Below are 432 nucleotides of genomic sequence, written 5' to 3'. Positions count from 1 at the left end.
GGGTGAGCCGTTCGATCGTGTCCTGCAGCTCGGCCCGGCTCTGCACCAGGGCGTCGATCACGGGGTCGCCGTGGAAGACCGCGGTGACCCGGCGGTGCCGCACAGCCATCTCGACCATGCCGCTGATGGCGGCCTCCCGCCGGGCATCCGGCGTCGACATCGCCTCGGCGATGCGGACCAACCGCATCATGTCGTCGAAGACCGGCTGGATGACCGCCAGCGCGATCTCATCCTTGGAATGGAACTGGTAGTAGACCGCTGCCTTGCTGACACCGAGGCGGTCGGCGATCATCTGCAACGACGTGCCGTTCACGCCGTGCTCGGCGAACAGGCTCAACGCCGCTTCCAGCACTCGCTCGCGGGCAAAGCCACGCGGCGCAACAGCCTTCGCCACACCCGTCCCTTCGTCGCGCTGAGCGTACCCAAGGGTGC

General features: G+C 67.8%; 1 protein-coding gene. It reads right to left on the bottom strand.

What is annotated here, in order from left to right:
• The coding region (locus IMZ11_RS44270) for a TetR/AcrR family transcriptional regulator (RefSeq protein WP_228649757.1) at window positions 1–432 on the bottom strand (432 nt) is incomplete at both ends.

The sequence above is a fragment of the Microtetraspora sp. AC03309 genome (assembly GCF_020826795.1).
Lineage (GTDB): Bacteria > Actinomycetota > Actinomycetes > Streptosporangiales > Streptosporangiaceae > Microtetraspora > Microtetraspora glauca.
Note: the sequence above shows the minus strand (reverse complement) of the source record. Positions and strands in the feature narration are given on the sequence as shown.